Source organism: Streptomyces sp. NPDC041068, from assembly GCF_040647455.1.
Lineage (GTDB): Bacteria > Actinomycetota > Actinomycetes > Streptomycetales > Streptomycetaceae > Streptomyces.
On sequence record NZ_JBEZCG010000003.1, the window covers coordinates 284,538 to 298,268 of the forward strand.

Here is a 13,731-nt window from a genome sequence, read left to right on the forward strand (position 1 = left end):
GCGTCGATGGCCATTGCCAAGGCCGAGCGGCTGATGAATCTGGCGCTGTGCCTGCTCGGGACCCGGCGGCCGCTCAGCAAGCGTGAGCTCCGCGATTCCATCGAGGCTTATGTCGAGGCCTTCGGGCCGGGGGGCCGGGCGGCGGGGTCGGACGACTCCTTCAACCGGATGTTCGAGCGCGACAAGGACGACCTGCGCGAACTCGGTCTGGTCATCGAGACCGTGGAGAACCTCGACGGCGAGGTCGGCTATCTCGCCCGGCGCGACAGCAACCGCCTGCCGCCCATCACGATCGACGCCGAGGAGGCCGCGGCCCTCGGCCTGGCCGCCAAGGTCTGGCAGCAGGCCCGCCTCGCGGGAGCCGCCAGCGGTGCCCTGCAGAAGCTGCGCGCCGCGGGACTGCCCGAGGACGTCGACCCGTACGAGGCGCACGGCGCCCTGGAGCCGCGCATCCCCGCGCACGAGGCGTCCTTCGAGCCGCTGATGCTCGCCTGCCGCGACCGCCGCCCCGTCGTCTTCGACTACCGCAAGGCCACCGCGGCCCGCCCCGAGCAGCGCCATGTGGAGCCCTGGGCGCTGGAGTGCTGGCGCGGCCACTGGTACCTCGCGGGCTGGGACCGCGACCGGCGAGCCGAGCGCGTCTTCAGGCTCTCGCGGATCACCGGCAAGGTCCGCGCCCGCGCGGGCAAGTACACCGCCGACGTCCCCGACGTCGTCACGGTCCGTGAGACCGTCGCGAGCTGGGCGGGGGAGATCGCCGACCGCACCGCCCTGATCCGGCTGCGCGCGGGCGCCGGTTACCCGCTGCGCGCCAAGGCCGCGTCGGTGCGGGAACTGGGCGACGGCTGGGACGAGTTGGAGATTCCGTACGGCCATGGGCTGGATGCCTGGCTGGTGGAGTTCGGGCCCGACGTGGTGGTCCTGGAGCCCGCGGAGCTGCGGGCCGACGTGGTGGACCGGCTGCGCGCCGTGGCCAAGGGCTGAGGGGGACGGACGAGTATGGCCTCGAACGCCATCGACCAGACGCGGCGGATGCTGTCGCTGGTGACCTATCTGCGCGAGCGCCCCGGCGCCCACGTGGAGGACGTCGCCCGTGCCTTCGGGATCACCCCGGACGAGCTGATCTCCGACCTCGACGTGCTGCCCCTGTGCGGGACCAGCTTCCGCGGCGGCGACCTGCTCGACATCGACACCGACGGCGACCGCATCTGGTGGCACAACCCGGACGACGTGGCGGCACCCCTGCGGCTCGCCGCCGACGAGGCGACCGCGCTGCTCGTGGCCGCCCGCGCGGTGGCCACGCTGCCCGGCCTGCGCGAGAGCGACCGGCTCGCGCTGCTGCGCGCCACCGCGAAGCTGGAGACCGCGGCCGGCGAGGCGGCGGGCGCCAGCGCACGCCTCTCGGTGACCTTCGAGTCCGAGGGCGGCGTCTTCGCCGACGTCGACCGGGCCATCTCCGAGCGGCGCAGGCTCTGGATCCGCTACTACTCGCCCGCCCGCGACGAGGTCACCGAGCGCGAGATCGACCCCATCCGCCTGGTGAGCGTCGGCCACACGTACGTGGAGGCCTGGTGCCGCCGCTCCGAGGCGCGCCGCACCTTCCGACTCGACCGCGTCGCCGAGATCAAGATCCTGGACGAGCCGTCCGCGCCGCCCGAGGTCGAGCTGCGCGACCTGTCCGAAGGCCTTGTGCAGCCCGCTGCCGAGGACCCCGAGGTCGTCGTCGAGGTCGGCCCCGGCGGCCGCTGGGTCGCCGAGTACTACCCGCACGACAGCGCCGAGGAACTGCCCGACGGCGGCCTGCGGATCACACTGCGCACCCCCGACCCCGCCTCGCTGCGCCGTCTCGCGCTGCGGCTCGGCAGGGACGGGCGGATCGTCTCCCCGGCCCAGCTCGCGGACAGTGCGCGGCAGGCGGCACAGGAGGCCCTCGCGGCGTACGAGAGGGACTACGACAGGCAGGAGCAAGGGCGTTGAGCACACCCATCGTGCCCGGATTGCCGGGGGTGCCGTCGCAGCCGCGGCCCGCACCCGTCCTCTTCACCGCCGCCTGCCCCGACTGCCGCGCCCGCTTCGAGCTCTCCGCGGGCGCGCTGCGGCTTGCGATCGGTGCCAGCGCGCGCACCACCTTCTACTCCTTCACCTGCCCCGAGTGCGGAGCCGCGGTGCGCAAGCCCGCGGGCGAGCGCATCGTCGAACTCCTCACCGGTGGTGGGGTGCGGACGCTGCGCCTGCACTCGACCGTCTAGGCTCGGCGCATGTTCTGGGCGATGCTCGCGATCGCGGCGGGCTTCTTGGGTCTCGCCGTCCTCGGCGTACTGGCGATCAAGGTCTTCGTGGAGGCACAGCGCCTGAGCCGCCAAGTGACCGAGACCACACGGCAGATCAACCGTGCGGCGGAGGACCTCGAGAAGGCGGCGGCCGGTGTTGCCCGTGCGGGGCGGGAGGCTCTTTAGCCTCCGTGACCTGTCAACTCGCAGAGGGGGGCGGGTACGCTGCGAACACGGCCCGGAATCGAGGCGGGGGCCGCACTCGGAGTATGCGCGGGGATTGCCGAGCGTTTACCCCGGGGGGTTACGATCGCTGACAGCGCGGAGGTCGGATGTATGTCCGGTCTGCGTGCAAACCAGACTCCTGTCGCCTCGGTGAAGAAGGTATACAGCTATGGGTAGGCTCGGCCCCACCGAGATCATTCTCATCCTCGTCATCATCGTCCTGCTGTTCGGTGCCAAGAAGCTGCCCGACATGGCGCGCTCGCTGGGCAAGTCGGCCCGCATCCTCAAGAGCGAGGCCAAGGCCATGAAGTCCGAGAGCAAGGACGACGCCGCCGCCCCGGCCGACCCGCCGAGCGACCCGGCCGTCCAGAAGCGCACGATCCAGGCTGCCCCCGGCGACGTGACCAGCTCGCGCCCGGTCACCGAGCCGACCGACCGTACGACGCAGCGCTGATCCAAGGCCGGCGACGGTCGGCCTGCCGCACGAGATGAGGACGTGGGTTGCTCAAGTCTGCCCGCAAGAAGGAGAAGGACCCCGAGGGGCGGATGCCCCTCGCGGAGCACCTGCGCGAGCTCCGCAACCGGCTCGCGAAGGGCATGGCGGCGATCACGGTCGTGGCGATCGTGGCCGCCTTCTACAGCGAGAAGCTGATGAAGTTCCTCGCTTCTCCGGTGCCGCGCTGCCCCGACGGCGGTCTGGAGAGCAAGGGCGGCGAGTGCGCGGTCGTCGCCTACACCGACCTGCTGTCGCCGTTCACCACCACGGTCAAGGTCAGCGTCATGGCGGGCGTCATCATCGCCAGCCCGATCTGGCTGTACCAGCTGTGGGCGTTCATCGCGCCCGGCCTGCACAAGAGCGAGCGCAAGTACACCTACGCCTTCGTGGCCGCCGCCGTGCCGCTGTTCGCGGGCGGTGCCTGGCTCGCGTGGGTGATCATGCCGATCAGCATGCGTGTGCTCCTCGGGATCACGCCTGACGGCTCGGCGAACATCCTGCCGATGGACAAGATCCTCGACTTCACCGTCCGGATGATCCTGGTCTTCGGCGCGGCCTTCGAACTGCCGCTGCTCCTGATCATGCTGAACCTCACGGGCATGGTGACCGGCAAGCGCATGGCGGGCTGGTGGCGCGGTGTCGTCATGGGCGTGTTCGTCTTCGGCGCGGTCGCGACGCCCACGACCGACCCGTTCGGGATGATCGCCCTCGCGGGCCCGATCGTCGTCCTGTACTTCATCGCCGTCGGCTTCTCGCTCCTGAACGACAAGCGGCGCAGGCGCAACGACCCCGACGCCGAACTCGACGACGACGAGGCGTCCGACATCGACCTCACTCCCGAGGACGTCGGCGACGTCGAATCGGTGCGGCCGCCCAGGGCGCTGCCCGAGCAGGCGGGCACCGGACGCTCCGATCAACGCGTAAACGGTTTCGACGACGTGACCTGACCTTGTAGGGTCCGGCCGTGACAAGCGAGATCACCCTCTTCGTCAATCCCACCGCGGGCCGCGGCCGGGGCGCCCATGCGGCGCAGCCGGCCGCTTCGGCGTTGCGGGCCCGCGGCTTCTCCGTCAGGACGGTCATCGGTGAGGACGCCCCGGACGCGCTGCGGCGGGCCCGCGAGGCCGTCGAGGGCGGCACCGGGGCGCTGATAGCCGTCGGCGGCGACGGTATGGCCAGCCTCGCGCTGCAGGCCGTCGCCGGGACGCGCACCCCGCTCGGGGTGATCGCGGTGGGCACAGGAAACGACTTCGCGCGGGCCCTCGGCCTTCCCGTGCGCGGGCCCGCCGCCGCGGGGGAGATCGTGGCCGAGGCGCTCAAGGGGGCGCGCACGCGCGACATCGACCTGGGGCGGGTCGGCGGCACTTGGTTCGGGTCCGTGCTCGCCTCCGGCTTCGACTCACGGGTCAACGACCGGGGCAACCGGATGCGGTGGCCCACGGGGCGCTTCAAGTACGACCTGGCGATACTCGTGGAGCTCGCTGCCTTCAAGCCCGTCCCGTACCGCATCACGCTGGACGACGGCGACGTCCACGAGGTCGAGGCCACGCTCGTCGCGGTCGGCAACGGCACCTCGTACGGCGGCGGCATGAAGATCTGTGCCGGTGCCGACATGGGGGACGGGCTCTTCGACGTCACCGTGGTGGGGGACTGCAGCCGTACGACCCTGCTCAAGGTGTTCCCGCGGGTCTACAAGGGCACCCATCTCGACCACCCCAAGGTCACCGTGCACCGGGCCGCCAAGGTGGAGCTGGCCGCGCCCGGCGTCACCGGGTACGCGGACGGGGAGCCGCTGGGCGCGCTGCCGCTGACCGCCGAGTGCGTGGCGGGGGCGGTGCGGGTCCTGGTGCCGTGAGCTCGCGGGGCTGGCACCCTGAGCTCCCGATAATGATCGTCCGTTGTCAGTGGTCCCCGGTAGTCTCGAAAGCACGATGACAGAGGACCTCTCACCGGCCGAGCGGTACGCGGCGGCGCGCAAGCGCGCTGTCGAGCAGGCCACCGCACTCGCGTCCTTCCGCGAGATGTACGAATTCGGCCTCGACCCCTTCCAGATCGAGGCCTGCCAGGCGCTCGAGGCGGGCAAGGGCGTGCTCGTGGCCGCCCCCACGGGCTCGGGCAAGACGATCGTCGGCGAATTCGCCGTCCACCTCGCCCTGCTGCAGGGCAAGAAGTGCTTCTACACCACGCCGATCAAGGCGCTCTCCAACCAGAAGTACGCCGACCTCGCCAAGCGGTACGGCGCGGACAAGGTCGGCCTGCTCACCGGCGACAACAGCGTCAACTCCGAGGCCCCGGTGGTCGTCATGACCACCGAGGTCCTGCGGAACATGCTGTACTCGGGCTCGCAGTCCCTCCTGAACCTCGGCTATGTGGTCATGGACGAGGTGCACTACCTCTCCGACCGCTTCCGCGGCGCCGTCTGGGAGGAAGTGATCATCCACCTCCAGGAGTCGGTCACACTGGTCTCCCTGTCGGCGACGGTGTCGAACGCCGAGGAGTTCGGCGACTGGCTCGACACGGTCCGCGGCGACACCGAGGTGATCGTCTCCGAGCACCGTCCCGTGCCGCTCTTCCAGCACGTGCTCGCAGGGCGTCGGATGTACGACCTCTTCGAGGAGGGCGAGGGCCACAAGAAGGCGGTCAACCCCGACCTCACGCGCATGGCGCGGCTGGAGGCCAGCCGTTCGTACAACCCGCGCGACCGCCGCAAGGGCAAGATGATCCGCGAGGCCGACCGCGAGCGGGAGCGGCGGCAGAGATCGCGGATCTGGACGCCGGGCCGGCCCGAGGTCATCGAGCGGCTCGACTCCGAAGGGCTGCTGCCCGCCATCACGTTCATCTTCAGCCGTGCGGGCTGCGAGGCCGCGGTGCAGCAGTGTCTGTACGCGGGCCTTCGGCTCAACGACGACGAGGCGCGGACGAAGGTCCGCGAGATCGTCGAGGAGCGCACGGCCTCCATTCCGAACGAGGACCTCCATGTCCTCGGTTACTACGAATGGTTGGAGGGGTTGGAGCGCGGCATCGCGGCGCACCACGCGGGCATGCTGCCCACCTTCAAGGAGGTCGTCGAGGAGCTGTTCGTGCGCGGCCTCGTCAAGGCCGTCTTCGCCACCGAGACCCTCGCGCTCGGCATCAACATGCCCGCGCGCAGCGTGGTGTTGGAGAAGCTCGTCAAGTGGAACGGCGAGCAGCACGCCGACATCACCCCCGGTGAGTACACCCAGTTGACCGGTCGTGCGGGGCGACGCGGCATCGACGTCGAGGGCCACGCGGTGGTGCTGTGGCAGCGCGCCATGAGCCCCGAGCACCTGGCCGGACTCGCGGGCACGCGCACGTACCCGCTCCGGTCCAGCTTCAAGCCGTCGTACAACATGGCGGTGAACCTGGTCGAGCAGTTCGGGCGGCACCGTTCGCGCGAGCTCCTGGAGACGTCCTTCGCGCAGTTCCAGGCCGACAAGTCGGTCGTCGGCATCTCCCGCCAGGTGCAGAAGAACGAGGAGGGCCTGGAGGGCTACAAGGCCTCCATGACCTGCCACTTGGGCGACTTCGAGGAGTACGCGCGCCTGCGCCGCGAGCTCAAGGACCGCGAGACCGAGCTCGCCAAGCAGGGCGCGGCCCAGCGCAGGGCCGCCGCTGCCGCCGCCCTGGAGAAGCTCAAGCCGGGTGACGTCATCCACGTCCCCACGGGGAAGTACGCCGGGCTCGCGCTCGTCCTCGACCCCGGGCTGCCCGCCGGGCGGGCCAACGGCCACCGCGGCTTCGACCACGTGGACGGGCCGCGGCCGCTGGTGCTCACCGCCGAGCGGCAGGTCAAGCGGCTCGCCTCGATGGACTTCCCGGTGCCGGTCGAGGCCCTGGAGCGGATGCGCATCCCGAAGTCCTTCAACGCCCGCTCGCCGCAGTCACGGCGCGACCTGGCGTCGGCGCTGCGCACCAAGGCCGGGCACATCGTTCCCGACCGGCACCGCAAGGGCCGTGCGGCGGCCGCCGACGACCAGCACATCGCCCGGCTGCGCGCGGAACTGCGGGCCCACCCCTGCCACGGCTGCGACGAGCGCGAGGACCACGCCCGCTGGGCCGAGCGGTACTACCGCCTCAAGCGCGACACCTCGCAGCTTGAGCGGCGCATCGAGGGGCGGACGAACACCATCGCCCGCACCTTCGACCGCATCGTCGCGCTCCTGACCGAGCTCGACTATCTGCGCGGCGACGAGGTCACCGAGCACGGCAAGCGGCTCGCCCGGTTGTACGGCGAGTTGGACCTCCTCGCCAGCGAATGCCTGCGCGCCCGCGTGTGGGAGGGGCTGAGCCCGGCCGAACTGGCCGCGTGCGTCTCCGCGTTGGTGTACGAGTCGCGTGTCGGCGACGACGCGCTCGCGCCCAAGCTGCCGTCCGGCGCGGCCAAGGCGGCGCTCGGCGAGATGGTGCGGATCTGGGGCCGCCTCGATGGTCTCGAGGAGGAGTTCAAGATCAACCAGGCGGAGGGTGTCGGGCAGCGCGAGCCCGACCTGGGCTTCGCCTGGGCGGCGTACATGTGGGCGAACGACAAGGGCCTCGACGAGGTGCTGCGCGAGGCGGAGATGCCGGCCGGTGACTTCGTGCGCTGGTGCAAGCAGGTCATCGACGTCCTCGGCCAGATCGCGGCGGCCGCCCCGCGCGAGGGAAGCACCGTCTCCAAGAACGCCCGCAAGGCCGTCGACCAGCTGCTGCGGGGCGTCGTGGCGTACAGCTCGGTGGGCTGACAGGGCGTTCTTGACGGGAATTGCCTCCCGTGCCGACCGGTGCCGCCGCGTGCTGTTCGGCAACTGCCGTGCACAAGGGGCGCATTGTCGTCTCAGGGTGCAGGGGGTGCCGGATGGCCACGCGTCGGACAGTGCTCGCCGCGGGAGCGGTTGCCGTGGCGGGGGCGGGGGTTCCTGCCGCGGCTGTCCCTGCCGCGGCGGTCTCCGCCGCGGCGTGGGACGGCAAGCCCGGTTCCGGGGCCGGTCCCGTCCATGACGAACCGCTCGGCATCGCCATGGAGGGCTACCCCTCGCCCTTCCCCGTGCGGTTCCTGCGGCTCGTGATCGAGGGCGAGACCGTGAACATGGCATACGTCGGCATCGCGCCGCGCGGGGAGCCGACGGGGTGGACGGTCGTGCTGCTGCACGGCAAGAACTTCGACGGCGGGGCGTGGGAGCCGACCGCGCGGGCGTTCGCCGCTGCCGGGCACCGGGTCGTCGTACCGGATCAGATCGGTTTCGGACGGTCGTCGAAACCCGCCCTCGGTCATTACTCGTTCGAGTTGCTGGCCGCGAACACGGTCGCGCTTCTCGACCACCTGGGCGTCGAACGCGCCGATGTCGTAGGTCACTCCATGGGGGGCATGCTCGCCGTCCGGTTCGCCCTCGAACACCCGGGGCGGGCAAGGGAGTTGGTGCTCGCCAACCCGGTCGGCCTGGAGGGCTACCGCGAGTTTGTGCCCGTGCTGCCGACGCGGCGGCTCTTCGCCGACGAACCGGCGGGCACCGACCTCGACGCGATCCGCGCCTTCTACCGTGCGTACGTGGTGCGCTGGCGCGCGGCCTACGAGCGCAACGTCGAGATCCGCCACCGGATCACCCTGAGCAGTGAGTACCCGCGGTGGGCCATGGCGTCCGCGCTCACCTATCAAATGGCCTACCACCAGCCGGTGGTGGCGGATCTGCCGCGGCCGCGGCTGCCCGTGCTGCTCGTCATCGGGCAGGAGGACCGCACCGCGATCGGCAAGACGTACGCGGCCCCCGAGGACCGGGCGAGGCTCGGGAACTATCCGGTCCTCGGCAGGCGTGCGGCCACGGCGATCCGCGGGGCGCGGCTCGTGGAGTTCGACGGCACGGGGCACCTCCCGCACCTGGAGCGCGGGGCGCGCTTCGAGCGGGAGGTGCTCGGCTTCCTCCGCTGAGGCTAGGCGGCCGCGGCCGCCCGCTGGGCGTCCCGCTTCGCGACCTCCTCGCGGACGATCGGGATCACATGGCGGCCGAAGTCGATCGCGTCGTCCAGGAGGTCGTACCCGCGGGCGGAGAGGATCTCCACGCCCAGGTCGTAGTAGTCGAGCAGGGCCTGGGCGACCGTCTCCGGAGTGCCCACGAGGGCCGTGGAGTTGCCCGCGCCGCCGGTCTCCGCGGCGGTCGGCGTCCACAGGGCGCGGTCGTGCCGCTCACCGGAGGCGGCCACGGCGAGCAGCCGCTGCGAGCCGGAGTTCTCGGGGTTCGTGAGGGGGCGGCGGGAGAGCGTGGCGCCGGCCTTGCGGGCCTTGATGCGGTCCAGCGTCGCGTACGCCTTCTCCCAGGCCAGTTCCTCGGTCGGCGCGATGATCGGGCGGAACGCCACCTGGATCTTCGGGACGTCCGTGCGGCCCGCGGCCTTCGCCGCCGCCTTCACCGACTCGATCTGCTCCGCGGTCTGCGCCAGGGGCTCGCCCCACAGGCAGTAGATGTCCGCTTCGGCGCCCCCGGCGGCGTATGCGGCGGGTGAGGATCCCCCGAACGAGACGCGCGGATGCGGCTGTTGGACGGGGAAGGTGTCGCTGACGAAGTCGTTGAAGCGGTAGTGCGTGCCCTCGTGGTCGAACGGCTCGTGCGAGGTCCAGGCCTTCTTGATGATCTGGATGGCCTCGCGGGTGCGCGCGTACCGCTCGTCCTTGGTGAGGAAGTCGCCCTCGCGCTGCTGCTCGTGGTCGTTGCCGCCGGTGATGAAGTGGACGGCGAGACGGCCGTCGCTGATCCGGTCGAGCGTCGCGAAGGTCTTCGCGGCGAACGTCGGGTACGAGACGTTGGGGCGGTGGGCGACCAGGATCTGGAGCTTCTCGGTGCGGGCCGCGATGTAGGCGGCGGCGGGGGAGGGGTCGGGAGAGCCGGAGCCGTAGGCGAACAGGACCCGGTCCCAGCCGTGGTCCTCATGGGCCCTGGCGAGCCGGAGCGTGTAGTCCTTGTCGAAGGACGGGCCCGAGCGGGCGGTCACTTCGGAGCCTTCGTTGGTCGCTGCGATGCCGAGGAACTCGACGGGCATGGCGGAGCCTCATCTCTTGCCGCGGTGAAGTGGAGAAAAGGGAGAGGAAGGGAGAGGAAGGGAGGGAAAGGGAGCGAAAGGGAGTGGTCTGCGGTGCCGTCAGAGGCAACACGCGGCGGACCACACTCGACCGAAGTCGATGTGGTCGCGAGTGACCAGCCGCAGCTGAGGTGGCATGCGATCAGTGGAACAGGCGTCCATACGAAGCGTCAACCACGGGCCTGAGCGGGCAATTCCCGGTCCCGATAGGGCCGTTCGAGAGCGTCACTCCATGTGTTCGAATGATCGCCACGCGTGTAAATGGGGCGAGTGTATGCCTGTCGGCAAGGGCTCTGCAGGGGGTTGCCGAATATGACTCGGCGATGATTCCGGCGGACTAAGCTCGCCCGGAGCGCGGCGAGTTGAAACGAGTTGCGATAGATTCGCGCGCTTGTTCCCAAATCTTTCGATAGTTCGTTTTCCCGTTCCTCCCCCGTCCTCCCTTTCCCCCACACCCCGTTTCCCCCACACCCCACTTCCCCCAAGACGAGTGTTCAGAGGGCATACATGGTGAGTGTTCAATCGCCTCCCGGTGGCCGAGAAGTCCCTTACGCACGTGTGCTGTTGCTGCCCGCCATGCTGATGGCCGCGGCGACCGGAGCCGCCGTCGCCGCGGTGACGGATCCGGCCCGGGTCGCGGTCGGCTGGTGCGGCGCCGTCGCGACCCTCATGGTCATGGCCGTCGGCGCAGAAGCGGCGCGGCGCGGCCGGACCATCCGGGGGCAGCGCGCGCAGTACGGACAGCAACTCGCCTACCTGGAGCGGCGTATCGCGTCGCATGACGAAGAGACGGTGCGCCTGGGCCGGGAGATCCTGCCCGACGCGCTCTGGCGGTTGCGTCAGGGCGAATCGCCCGTCGAAGTGGTCCGCAACGTCGTCGACAAGGACGAGGCGTACCGCGATCTCCCCGACTCCCAGCGCGACTTGCTCCGTTCCGTGCTCGACACCCTGGACCGCGAGGAAGCGATGCGTGAGTCCGCGCAGCGCGCCTTCGTCAACATCGCGCGGCGCGTCCAGTCGATCGTCCATCAACAGGCCGCCGAGCTGCGCGACATGGAGGAGTTCCACGGCCGCAACCCCGAGGTCTTCGACGACCTGCTGCGCATCGACCACGGCACCGCGCTGATCGGCCGTCTCGCCGACTCCATCGCGGTGCTCGGCGGCGCCCGCCCCGGACGCCAATGGCCCAAGCCCGTACCGCTGTTCAGCGTGTTGCGCGGCGCGATGTCCCGGATCCTCGACTACCCGCGCGTCGAACTGCACTCGATCGCCAACGTCGCGATCCACGGCACGTCCGTCGAACCGCTCATCCACGCCTGCGCCGAACTCCTCGACAACGCCACGCGGTACTCGCCCCCGCAGACCAAGGTGCATGTCACCGCGGTGGAGGTGCAGACCGGCATCGCCGTCGAGATCGAGGACGGCGGCGTCAGCCTCAGCGAGGAGGCGCGGGCCAGGGCCGAGCGCATGCTGGAGCAGGCCCAGGCCGGCATCGACCTCAACGACCTCGGTGAGACGCCCCGGCTCGGCATGGCCGTCGTCGGCCGCCTCTCGCAGATGTACAACATGCAGGTCTCCCTGCGGCAGTCCGCCTACGGCGGCGTCCGCGCCGTGCTCATCGTGCCGCGCGACATGATCACCACCGGGCCCGCGCCCGGCCTCGCCCACGGCATCGGCGCCTCCGCCGTGCCCCGCGTGGACAACAGCGGCCGCACCATCGAGGAACCGGCCCGCAACATCCGCCGCAAGAAGCCCCGCGTCGTCACCGCGGGACCGCCGATCCGCTCGCCGCTCACCGCGACCATGGAGGACGACGTCCCCGAGGTCACCGAGTGGACGCCCAACGGCCTGCCGCAGCGCCGCAGCCGCGTCAAGATCCCCCTCGCCCAGCGGTACGCCCAGGAGGCCGAGGCCCAGCGGATCGCCGAGGCCCACGCGGCCGCGACAGCACCGCCCCCGGCGCCCGCCCCGAAGAAGGACCCGGTCGAACCGGGCCTGTGGATCGAGGCGTTCATGAAGGGCGTCAAGGGCGATGACTCGGGCGAGCCCGACCCGTCGGCCCCGGAAGGACCTCAGGGGCAACAGGGCCCGCAGGGCTCCCAGGGGCCCCACGGACCGCAGGAAACCAACCAGAACAACCACGGCAGCGCCGACGAGAGGGACTGGCAGTGATCCAGCAACGCGCCAATTTCGACTGGATGCTGAAGGAGCTCGCCGACGGGGTTCCGCAGACTCGCCAGATCGTCGTGCTCTCCGCCGACGGCCTGCGCATCGCACGCTACGGCGGCGATCCCGACGCGGCCGACCGCATCGCCGCGGCCTGCGCGGGGCTGCAGAGCCTCGCCGCGGCCGTGGCCACGGAGATCCCGCACAGCGACGGCGGGATGAAGATGGTCATCATCGAGATCGACGGCGGCTACTTCTACTTGATGGCCGCGGGTGCCGGCGCCTATCTCGCCGTGCTCGCCGACGAGACCGTCGACGCGGGCCTCATCGGCACCCGCATGCGCGATCTCGTCGTACGCATCGGGGCCCATCTGACCAGCCCGCCCCGGCGTGACGGGCAGGCCGTATGACTCCTCCGCAAGACTCTCCCCAAGGCTCGAAACAGGGCGACGTACCAGCGCCGGACGGACTGCCTCCGCAGCGAGAGCGCCGCAGTCCGGAGAATCCTGAGCGGCTGTACATCCTTACGGGCGAGGGCTCCGAGCGGGCACCGCTCGACCTCGTCACCCTGATCGTGGCGCAGGGCGAGGCGTCCCCCATGACCCAGCCGGAACACTCGGCGGTGCTGCGGCTGTGCACGACGCCGCTCTCCGTCGCCGAGGTCTCGGCCTATCTGGGGCTGCCGTTCAGTGTCGTGACCGTCGTCCTGACGGAGTTACTCGCGGCCGAGCTCGTCCAAGCGCGCGCCCCCATCGTCCGCTCCGCGCTCCCCGACCGATCCCTTCTCGAAGCGGTGATGCATGGACTTCAGAAACTCTAAGAACACGGACACGATCACCGGCCCCCGCAGCGAGGACGTCCTGCCGCACACGGCCACGGCCGCCGTGAAGGTAGTGATCGTGGGCGGGTTCGGGGTCGGCAAGACCACGATGGTCGGCTCGGTGAGCGAGATCCGCCCCCTGACCACCGAAGAGACCATGACCCAGGCGGGCATCGGTGTCGACGACAACTACGGCTCCGAGTCCAAGACGGCCACCACCGTGGCCATGGACTTCGGTCGCATCAGCATCTCCGAGGAACTGGTCCTCTACCTCTTCGGGACCCCGGGCCAGGAACGCTTCTGGTTCCTGTGGAACGGCCTCTTCGAAGGCGCGCTCGGCGCGGTCGTGCTCATCGACACCCGCCGCCTCGAGGTCAGCTTCGACGTGATCGGCCGCCTGGAGGAGCGCGGCGTGCCGTTCGTCGTCGCCGTCAACGACTTCCCCGACGCGCCCCATCACCCGATCGAGACCCTGCGCAAGGCGCTCGACCTGGAGCCCGAAGTGCCGATCTTGGCGTGCGACGCCCGTCGCAGGGAGTCGAGCAGGGACACCCTGATGACCCTGATGCGCTACCTCCACTCCCTGACAGCGGCCCGCGTCTGACCTGACAGTGGCCCGCGCCCGACCTGACGGCGGCCCGCGTCCGACCTGACGGCGGCCCGCGTCCGAGACGACCCGCATCCCG

At 70.6% G+C, this 13,731-nt stretch carries 14 protein-coding genes; 13 read left to right on the forward strand and 1 reads right to left on the reverse strand.

What is annotated here, in order from left to right:
• Positions 1–6 precede the first annotated feature (6 nt).
• The 9 genes from AB0B50_RS08315 (at position 7) to AB0B50_RS08355 (ending at position 8,914) form a co-directional block, all read left to right on the forward strand.
• Positions 7–984, forward strand: coding sequence for a WYL domain-containing protein (locus AB0B50_RS08315; protein WP_362327541.1), 978 nt, complete (start codon positions 7–9; stop codon positions 982–984).
• Between the two features lie 15 nt (positions 985–999).
• On the forward strand, positions 1,000–1,977 hold the full coding sequence (locus AB0B50_RS08320) for a WYL domain-containing protein (protein WP_362327544.1): 978 nt from the start codon (positions 1,000–1,002) through the stop codon (positions 1,975–1,977).
• An 11-nt stretch (positions 1,978–1,988) separates the two neighbouring features.
• Positions 1,989–2,249, forward strand: coding sequence for a hypothetical protein (locus AB0B50_RS08325; protein ID WP_362328222.1), 261 nt, complete (start codon positions 1,989–1,991; stop codon positions 2,247–2,249).
• A 9-nt stretch (positions 2,250–2,258) separates the two neighbouring features.
• On the forward strand, positions 2,259–2,456 hold the full coding sequence (locus tag AB0B50_RS08330) for a hypothetical protein (protein WP_362327547.1): 198 nt from the start codon (positions 2,259–2,261) through the stop codon (positions 2,454–2,456).
• A gap of 208 nt (positions 2,457–2,664) precedes the next feature.
• Positions 2,665–2,949, forward strand: coding sequence for a Sec-independent protein translocase subunit TatA (gene tatA, locus AB0B50_RS08335; RefSeq protein WP_362327550.1), 285 nt, complete (start codon positions 2,665–2,667; stop codon positions 2,947–2,949).
• A gap of 92 nt (positions 2,950–3,041) precedes the next feature.
• A complete protein-coding gene (gene tatC, locus AB0B50_RS08340) occupies positions 3,042–3,938 on the forward strand; it encodes a twin-arginine translocase subunit TatC (protein WP_362328224.1) in 897 nt (298 codons plus the stop codon).
• A 17-nt stretch (positions 3,939–3,955) separates the two neighbouring features.
• A complete protein-coding gene (locus AB0B50_RS08345; RefSeq protein WP_362327553.1) occupies positions 3,956–4,846 on the forward strand; it encodes a diacylglycerol kinase in 891 nt (296 codons plus the stop codon).
• Positions 4,847–4,922: 76 nt separating this feature from the next.
• The gene (locus AB0B50_RS08350) at positions 4,923–7,733 is read left to right on the forward strand and encodes a DEAD/DEAH box helicase (RefSeq protein ID WP_362327556.1); all 2,811 of its coding nucleotides are present in this window, start codon (positions 4,923–4,925) and stop codon (positions 7,731–7,733) included.
• Between the two features lie 113 nt (positions 7,734–7,846).
• Positions 7,847–8,914: an alpha/beta hydrolase gene (locus tag AB0B50_RS08355; RefSeq protein ID WP_362327559.1), complete on the forward strand. Its 1,068-nt coding sequence runs from the start codon at positions 7,847–7,849 to the stop codon at positions 8,912–8,914.
• 2 nt (positions 8,915–8,916) lie between these two features.
• On the opposite strand, the gene AB0B50_RS08360 is transcribed toward AB0B50_RS08355, so the two are convergent.
• Positions 8,917–10,020 (reverse strand): LLM class flavin-dependent oxidoreductase, encoded by a 1,104-nt coding sequence (locus AB0B50_RS08360; protein ID WP_362327562.1) that lies wholly within the window; start codon positions 10,018–10,020, stop codon positions 8,917–8,919.
• 546 nt (positions 10,021–10,566) lie between these two features.
• Here AB0B50_RS08360 and AB0B50_RS08365 point away from each other — a divergent pair.
• The 4 genes from AB0B50_RS08365 to AB0B50_RS08380 are packed head-to-tail and all read left to right on the forward strand — an operon-like array spanning position 10,567 to position 13,649.
• Positions 10,567–12,231, forward strand: coding sequence for an ATP-binding protein (locus AB0B50_RS08365; RefSeq protein WP_362327564.1), 1,665 nt, complete (start codon positions 10,567–10,569; stop codon positions 12,229–12,231).
• Positions 12,228–12,635 carry a roadblock/LC7 domain-containing protein gene (locus AB0B50_RS08370; RefSeq protein WP_362327567.1) on the forward strand — a complete coding sequence of 136 codons (408 nt, stop codon included), beginning with the start codon at positions 12,228–12,230 and terminating at the stop codon, positions 12,633–12,635. The genes AB0B50_RS08365 and AB0B50_RS08370 overlap by 4 nt, the downstream gene beginning before the upstream one ends.
• Complete coding sequence (locus tag AB0B50_RS08375) at positions 12,632–13,045, forward strand: DUF742 domain-containing protein (protein ID WP_362327570.1); 414 nt, start codon at positions 12,632–12,634, stop codon at positions 13,043–13,045. Before AB0B50_RS08370 ends, AB0B50_RS08375 begins: the two co-directional genes overlap by 4 nt.
• Positions 13,026–13,649, forward strand: coding sequence for an ATP/GTP-binding protein (locus AB0B50_RS08380; RefSeq protein WP_362327573.1), 624 nt, complete (start codon positions 13,026–13,028; stop codon positions 13,647–13,649). Before AB0B50_RS08375 ends, AB0B50_RS08380 begins: the two co-directional genes overlap by 20 nt.
• The last annotated feature ends 82 nt before the right edge of the window (positions 13,650–13,731 follow it).